We start from the raw sequence: 5,322 nt of genomic DNA, 5'->3' as shown, positions 1-5,322 counted from the left end.
GGTGGGCGCGGGTCGGGTCACGAAGATCATCAAGTAACGAACACGGAAGCGAGCCATGGCGAAGAACGAGAAGCGGGTGCAGGTGACCCTCGAGTGCCAGACCTGCAAGCGCCGCAACTACATCACCACCAAGAACAAGATCAACGATCGCGAGCGCATCGAGCTCAAGAAGTACTGCAAGTGGGACCGGGCTCACACCTTGCACAAGGAGACTCGCTGATCGGTTCCTGGCCGGTGTCTCGACGTAACGGAACCGTCACGTAACCCACATGCGCACACCAGGTCAGAAAGCCGATGCCAGTCGACGTGGCTGACCTCGTGGCGGCCGCCCGCGACGGCGACCGCCACGCGTTCGACGAGCTGGTGAAGGCGACCTACGTCGAGACCTACACCCTGGCGTACCGCCTCACCGGCAACGAGGAAGACGCTCGGGACGTGGTGCAAGAGGCGTATCTCCGTGCCTACAAGGGTTTGAAGCGCTTCCGAGGGGACGCGCAGTTCTCGACGTGGATGTACCGCATCACCGCGAACTGCGCGTCGACGTTCCTCGGCCGGCGCCAGCGGAACCGCTGCGAGGAGCTGACCGAGGACCTGAGCACCCGGGATGAGCGCCCCGCGGCGAGTCCCGAGCTGCAGGCGGAGGCGACCGCGCTGCGCGAGCGTCTCCAGGTGGCGCTGCGGGCCCTGCCGCCGAAGCTGCGGGCGGTGGTCATCCTGCGCGACGTCTACGACCTTCCGCACGAGGCCATCGCCGCCGAGCTGGGCATCTCGGAGTCCGCGGCGAAGGTCCGGCTTCATCGAGCACGCAAGAAGCTCCGTGACGACCTCTTCACCCGCCACGCTGAGGTGCAGGCCCGTGCGGTGTGAGCAGCTCACCGGGTCCCTCTCCGACGCCGCCGACGGCTCGGTCCTGCTCGACGGCCCGTCCCGAGCCCACGTGGAGCACTGCCTGCGGTGCCAGGCCGAGTTGGCCCAGTACCGCAAGCTGCTGCGGGCGCTGCGGGCTCTGCGCACCGAGGTGCTGGCCCCGGCACCGGGCCTGCTGCCCGACATCCTCCTGCACCTGGAGCAGGCGGGGGAACGCCGGGCGATTCGCAGCATCCTGACCGGCCGCCGGGTGGCGTACCTGGGCGGCATCGCTGCGGCCACCGCGGCCGGCGCCGCGGGGGCGATCGTGCTGGCGAGCCGCTCTCGTCGCCGGATGCCACTCGCGGGCTGACCTCGCACTGGTCGCCCCAGCCGTGCCCCTGACAACGACATCGCCGGTGGGGGATAGGCTGCGGGCACTCGTGCTCGCTGTCTCGGCGGGAAGGCAGGCTGCTATCCTGCCTCCGGGACTGCGAACCCTAGGGCAGTAGCTCAACTGGTAGAGCACCGGTCTCCAAAACCGGCGGTTGGGGGTTCGAGTCCCTCCTGCCCTGCTTCCGATCCCCTGCAAGGGTTTCCTCACCATGGCCTTGAACCGAGAACAGAAGCGCATGCTCCAGCGTCAGGGCGAGCTCGGCCCCGATGGCGAGCCGATCCGGACCCGGCGGGGACCGCAGGCGCCCAAGCCTGCCGAGCAACGCACCACGCCGCGCCAGTTCGTGCATGAGGTGCGCGGTGAGCTGCGCAAGGTCGTCTGGCCGACCCGGTCCGAGACCATCAACTACTCCATCATCGTCCTCGTCACGCTCGTGTTCTTCACGACCCTGATCTTCGCCGTCGACTGGGTCGTCAGCGAGGGTGTCCTCCGACTCTTCCAGGCCAAATGAGCTCCTATTCCACCGAAGACGCGCTGCTCGGCGAGACCGAGACGGCTACCGACACCGAGATCACCGATGCCGGGGCGATGGTCGAGCCGCCGACCCTCACCGGGGAGGAAGGGGGCGCGGTTGCTGACGCGTCTGCGCTCGACGACACCGAGGTGATCGGCGAGGACGAGCTTCTCGCGGAGGAGCCCCGGGTCGAGAGCCCCTACGACCGCCCGGGCCAGTGGTTCGTGGTGCACACCCAGTCGGGCTACGAGAAGAAGGTCAAGCAGAACCTCGAGGCCCGCATCTCCTCGATGAACATGGAGGAGCGCATCCACGAGGTCGTGATTCCGATGGAGGACGTGGTCGAGTTCAAGAACGGCAAGAAGCAGGTCGTCCAGAAGAAGATGTTTCCCGGCTACCTGCTCGTCCGTTGTGAGCTGGACGACGATTCGTGGTACGTCATCCGCAACACCCCGGGCGTGACCGGCTTCGTCGGGCAGGGAGCCAAGCCTTCTCCGCTGCCGCGCCGCGACGTCGAGTCGTTCCTCCAGGTCAAGGCTGAGGGCGCTGAGGAGGCACCCAAGCGGGGCAAGCCTCGCCTCGAGTACGAGATGGGCGAGACGGTTCGCATCAAGGAGGGGCCGTTCGCCGACTTCTCGGGGGTGATCGTCGAGATCAACGAGGATCAGCTCAAGGTGAAGGTGCTGGTGAACATCTTCGGCCGGGAGACCCCGGTCGAACTGGAGTTCTCCCAGGTGGCCAAGCTCTAGGCCTTCGGGCGCCCGCTCCCTTGCGCCGCGGAGCCGAGTTGTCGCGGAGGGCCGCGATCGGCAGAATTGCCCCTCGCGCCTGAGCGCCCGGGCCTCGGGCGCACCCTCTTTGAACCAGGAAGGCAAGCCATGGCCAAGAAGAAGGTTGCGGCCGTCGTCAAGATCCAGATTCCGGCCGGCGGCGCCACGCCCGCGCCGCCCGTCGGCACCGCGCTGGGTCCTCACGGCGTGGCCATCATGGACTTCTGCAAGGAGTACAACGCCAAGACCGAGGCGCAGCGAGGCACGATCGTCCCGGTCGAGATCACCATCTTCGAGGATCGATCCTTCACCTTCGTCCTGAAGACCCCGCCGACCTCCACGCTGTTGCGCCAGGCGGCCGGGCTCGAGAAGGGCTCGACGAATCCGGGCAAGGGCACCGTGGGCACGATCACCGATGCCCAGCTCACGGAGATCGCGCAGACCAAGATGCCCGACCTCAACGCCAACGACCTCGAGGCAGCCAAGCTGCAGGTCGAGGGCACCGCCCGTTCGATGGGCATCGAGGTCGTCTGAGCGATCCCACAGACCGTTCCGGGACGAGTGGGAGGACCTCGCCCCCCGTCCGACACCGACCGAGGGAGCCGAACGCCGAGGAGACGATCATGCGACGCGGCAAGAAGTACACGGACGCGAAGAAGCGCTTCGACGATCAGCACCTGCACGCCACGCACGAGGCGATCGAGCTGGTGAAGACCCTCGCCCCGGCTCGCTTCGACGAGACGGTCGAACTCGCGGTGCGACTCGGGGTCGACCCCCGAAAGGCCGACCAGATGGTTCGTGGCACGGTCGGCCTGCCTTCCGGTACCGGCCGTGACGTCCGGGTGGCGGTCTTCGCCGCCGGCGAGCTCGCGCAGGAGGCCCGTGAGGCGGGTGCCGACGTTGTCGGTGCCGACGATCTCATCGCTCAGGTCGAGAGCGGGATGCTGGACTTCGACGTCGCCATCGCCACCCCAGATCTCATGCCTCAGGTCGGCAAGCTGGGTCGGGTGCTGGGCCCTCGGGGGCTGATGCCCAACCCCAAGACCGGCACCGTGACCACCGACGTCGGCAAGGCGGTCGGCGACTTCAAGGGGGGCAAGGTCGAGTACCGCACCGATCGTCATGGCAACGTGCACGTCCCGGTGGGGAAGGTGAGCTTCTCGACCGGCGATCTCGTCGCGAACGTGCGGGCGGTGCTCGAGGAGCTCGAGCGGGCCAAGCCTGCCGCGGCCAAGGGCCGGTACTTCAAGCGGATCACGGTGTCGTCGACCATGGGCCCTGGGGTGAAGATCGACCCGGCCCGCATGTACGAGACCGAGCCCGTGGCGTCCTGACCGAGTTCTCCGGGCGACCGGGCTCGCGCTAGCCTGGCTCGCTCACAACCCAACGAGATGTCGCTCGCCGAAGACATCCGGTGCGCTCCGGCGCTGAAAGGGCCGACCGGCCCGCCTGACGAGGCGGACTCCTCCGAGATCCCTCAGGGGCGTTCGCGTTCGGTGCGAGCGTCCCTGTGTCGTCTCTCGGCCTCCCTCCCCTCGGGCGGCGGAACGTGGGTCGGCGCAGGACCCAGCCAACCGTGCCGAGGGGGCACCAGGACATGAGAAGGGAGGTGCGATGGAGAACCCGAGACCGGAGAAGGTCGCCGTGGTCGATGAGGTGCGCCAGCGCTTCGCCGAGAGTGACGCCGCGCTGCTCACCGAGTACCGGGGCCTGGACGTGGCCGCGATGGGTGAACTGCGTCGGGCACTGCGGGCTGCCGGGGGTGACTACAAGATCTACAAGAACACCCTCGTGCGGTTCGCCACCCGCGATCTCGGCCTCGAGATCGACGAGATGCTCACCGGCCCGACCGCGATCGCCTTCGTCCCGCGAGCGGGCGAGGGTGACCCGGTCGTGGTGGCCAAGGCACTGCGTGACTTCGCCCGGGGTCACCCGGCCCTGGTGCTCAAGGGCGGGGTGCTCGGCGACCGCATCCTCACCGAAGCGGAGGCCAGGGCCCTGGCCGAGGTGGCCCCGCGGGAGGAGCTGCTCGCCCAGCTGGCGGGCTTGATGGCGGCGCCGATGCAGCAGTTCGCTGGCCTGCTGCAGGCGGTCCCGCAGAAGTTCGCCTATGCGCTGGCGGCGCTGGTGGAGGCCGGCGGCCCCGCCGGGGCGCCGACCGGCGAAGCCGAGGCATCCATCGACACGACCGAACCGGCCGGGGTCGCCGACGCGACCCCGGCGCCCGAGCCCGCCACCCCGGAGGTGGCGGGAGACGACACGACCGCCCCGGCTGAGGAGGCCGGGGCCCATCCGGACGATGCGGTGGCCGAGCCGGCAACCGCCCGAGCCGAACCTGCCACGGAGGAGAGCTAGACCATGGCCACCAAGGAAGAGATCCTCGACGCCATCGCCAACATGACCGTGCTCGAGCTGAGCGAGCTCCTGAAGGACTTCGAGGAGCGCTTCGGGGTCACGGCCGCCGCGCCGGTTGCGGTCGCTGCGGTGCCCGCGGCTGCGGCTGCGGGTGGAGCGGAAGCCGGTGGTGCGGAGGAGAAGGACGAGTTCGACGTCATCCTCACCTCGGCCGGGGACAAGAAGATCCAGGTGATCAAGGAGGTCCGGGCGCTCACGAACCTGGGCCTGAAGGAGGCCAAGGATCTCGTCGACAACGCCCCGAAGACCCTGCTCGAGCGGGTTTCCAAGGAGGAAGCCGAGAAGGCCAAGGAGGCCATCGAGGGCGCCGGCGGCGCTGTCGAGCTCAAGTAGTCGAGGCCGATTCCCACCATGTGACGTGCCCGGGCCGAGGCCCGGGC

General features: G+C 68.5%; 9 protein-coding genes and 1 tRNA gene. All 10 read left to right on the top strand.

Annotation, left to right across the window (positions count from 1 at the left end):
* The first annotated feature begins 55 nt into the window (after positions 1-55).
* The 10 genes from rpmG (at position 56) to rplL (ending at position 5,275) form a co-directional block, all read left to right on the top strand.
* Positions 56-220: a 50S ribosomal protein L33 gene (rpmG, locus tag V7004_RS12595; protein ID WP_208029799.1), complete on the top strand. Its 165-nt coding sequence runs from the start codon at positions 56-58 to the stop codon at positions 218-220.
* Between the two features lie 74 nt (positions 221-294).
* On the top strand, positions 295-867 hold the full coding sequence (locus V7004_RS12590) for an RNA polymerase sigma factor (RefSeq protein ID WP_334144379.1): 573 nt from the start codon (positions 295-297) through the stop codon (positions 865-867).
* Positions 857-1,219 (top strand): hypothetical protein, encoded by a 363-nt coding sequence (locus V7004_RS12585; protein ID WP_334144378.1) that lies wholly within the window; start codon positions 857-859, stop codon positions 1,217-1,219. The genes V7004_RS12590 and V7004_RS12585 overlap by 11 nt, the downstream gene beginning before the upstream one ends.
* A 129-nt stretch (positions 1,220-1,348) precedes the next feature.
* Positions 1,349-1,421 (top strand) — tRNA-Trp (locus tag V7004_RS12580).
* Positions 1,422-1,451: 30 nt separating this feature from the next.
* The gene (secE, locus tag V7004_RS12575; protein WP_334144377.1) at positions 1,452-1,754 is read left to right on the top strand and encodes a preprotein translocase subunit SecE; all 303 of its coding nucleotides are present in this window, start codon (positions 1,452-1,454) and stop codon (positions 1,752-1,754) included.
* The gene (gene nusG / locus V7004_RS12570; RefSeq protein WP_442968061.1) at positions 1,751-2,506 is read left to right on the top strand and encodes a transcription termination/antitermination protein NusG; all 756 of its coding nucleotides are present in this window, start codon (positions 1,751-1,753) and stop codon (positions 2,504-2,506) included. Before secE ends, nusG begins: the two co-directional genes overlap by 4 nt.
* A gap of 129 nt (positions 2,507-2,635) precedes the next feature.
* Positions 2,636-3,061 (top strand): 50S ribosomal protein L11, encoded by a 426-nt coding sequence (gene rplK, locus V7004_RS12565; RefSeq protein ID WP_334144375.1) that lies wholly within the window; start codon positions 2,636-2,638, stop codon positions 3,059-3,061.
* Between the two features lie 89 nt (positions 3,062-3,150).
* Positions 3,151-3,861 (top strand): 50S ribosomal protein L1, encoded by a 711-nt coding sequence (gene rplA / locus V7004_RS12560; protein ID WP_442968060.1) that lies wholly within the window; start codon positions 3,151-3,153, stop codon positions 3,859-3,861.
* A 280-nt stretch (positions 3,862-4,141) separates the two neighbouring features.
* Positions 4,142-4,882 carry a 50S ribosomal protein L10 gene (gene rplJ, locus V7004_RS12555; protein ID WP_334144373.1) on the top strand — a complete coding sequence of 247 codons (741 nt, stop codon included), beginning with the start codon at positions 4,142-4,144 and terminating at the stop codon, positions 4,880-4,882.
* Positions 4,883-4,885: 3 nt separating this feature from the next.
* The gene (rplL, locus tag V7004_RS12550; protein ID WP_334144372.1) at positions 4,886-5,275 is read left to right on the top strand and encodes a 50S ribosomal protein L7/L12; all 390 of its coding nucleotides are present in this window, start codon (positions 4,886-4,888) and stop codon (positions 5,273-5,275) included.
* Positions 5,276-5,322: the final 47 nt, after the last annotated feature.

The organism is Rhabdothermincola sp. (genome assembly GCF_036846205.1).
Taxonomy (GTDB): Bacteria; Actinomycetota; Acidimicrobiia; order Acidimicrobiales; family Acidimicrobilacustridaceae; genus Rhabdothermincola.
This window is presented reverse-complemented; position numbering and strand designations above follow the sequence as displayed.

Coding starts and splice junctions, on each gene's coding strand:
- rplA (WP_442968060.1), top strand. CDS start 3,151: ATGCGACGCGGCAAGAAGTACACGGACGCGAAGAAGCGCTTCGACGAT.
- rplL (WP_334144372.1), top strand. CDS start 4,886: ATGGCCACCAAGGAAGAGATCCTCGACGCCATCGCCAACATGACCGTG.
- rpmG (WP_208029799.1), top strand. CDS start 56: ATGGCGAAGAACGAGAAGCGGGTGCAGGTGACCCTCGAGTGCCAGACC.
- rplJ (WP_334144373.1), top strand. CDS start 4,142: ATGGAGAACCCGAGACCGGAGAAGGTCGCCGTGGTCGATGAGGTGCGC.
- nusG (WP_442968061.1), top strand. CDS start 1,751: ATGAGCTCCTATTCCACCGAAGACGCGCTGCTCGGCGAGACCGAGACG.
- rplK (WP_334144375.1), top strand. CDS start 2,636: ATGGCCAAGAAGAAGGTTGCGGCCGTCGTCAAGATCCAGATTCCGGCC.
- V7004_RS12590 (WP_334144379.1), top strand. CDS start 295: ATGCCAGTCGACGTGGCTGACCTCGTGGCGGCCGCCCGCGACGGCGAC.
- secE (WP_334144377.1), top strand. CDS start 1,452: ATGGCCTTGAACCGAGAACAGAAGCGCATGCTCCAGCGTCAGGGCGAG.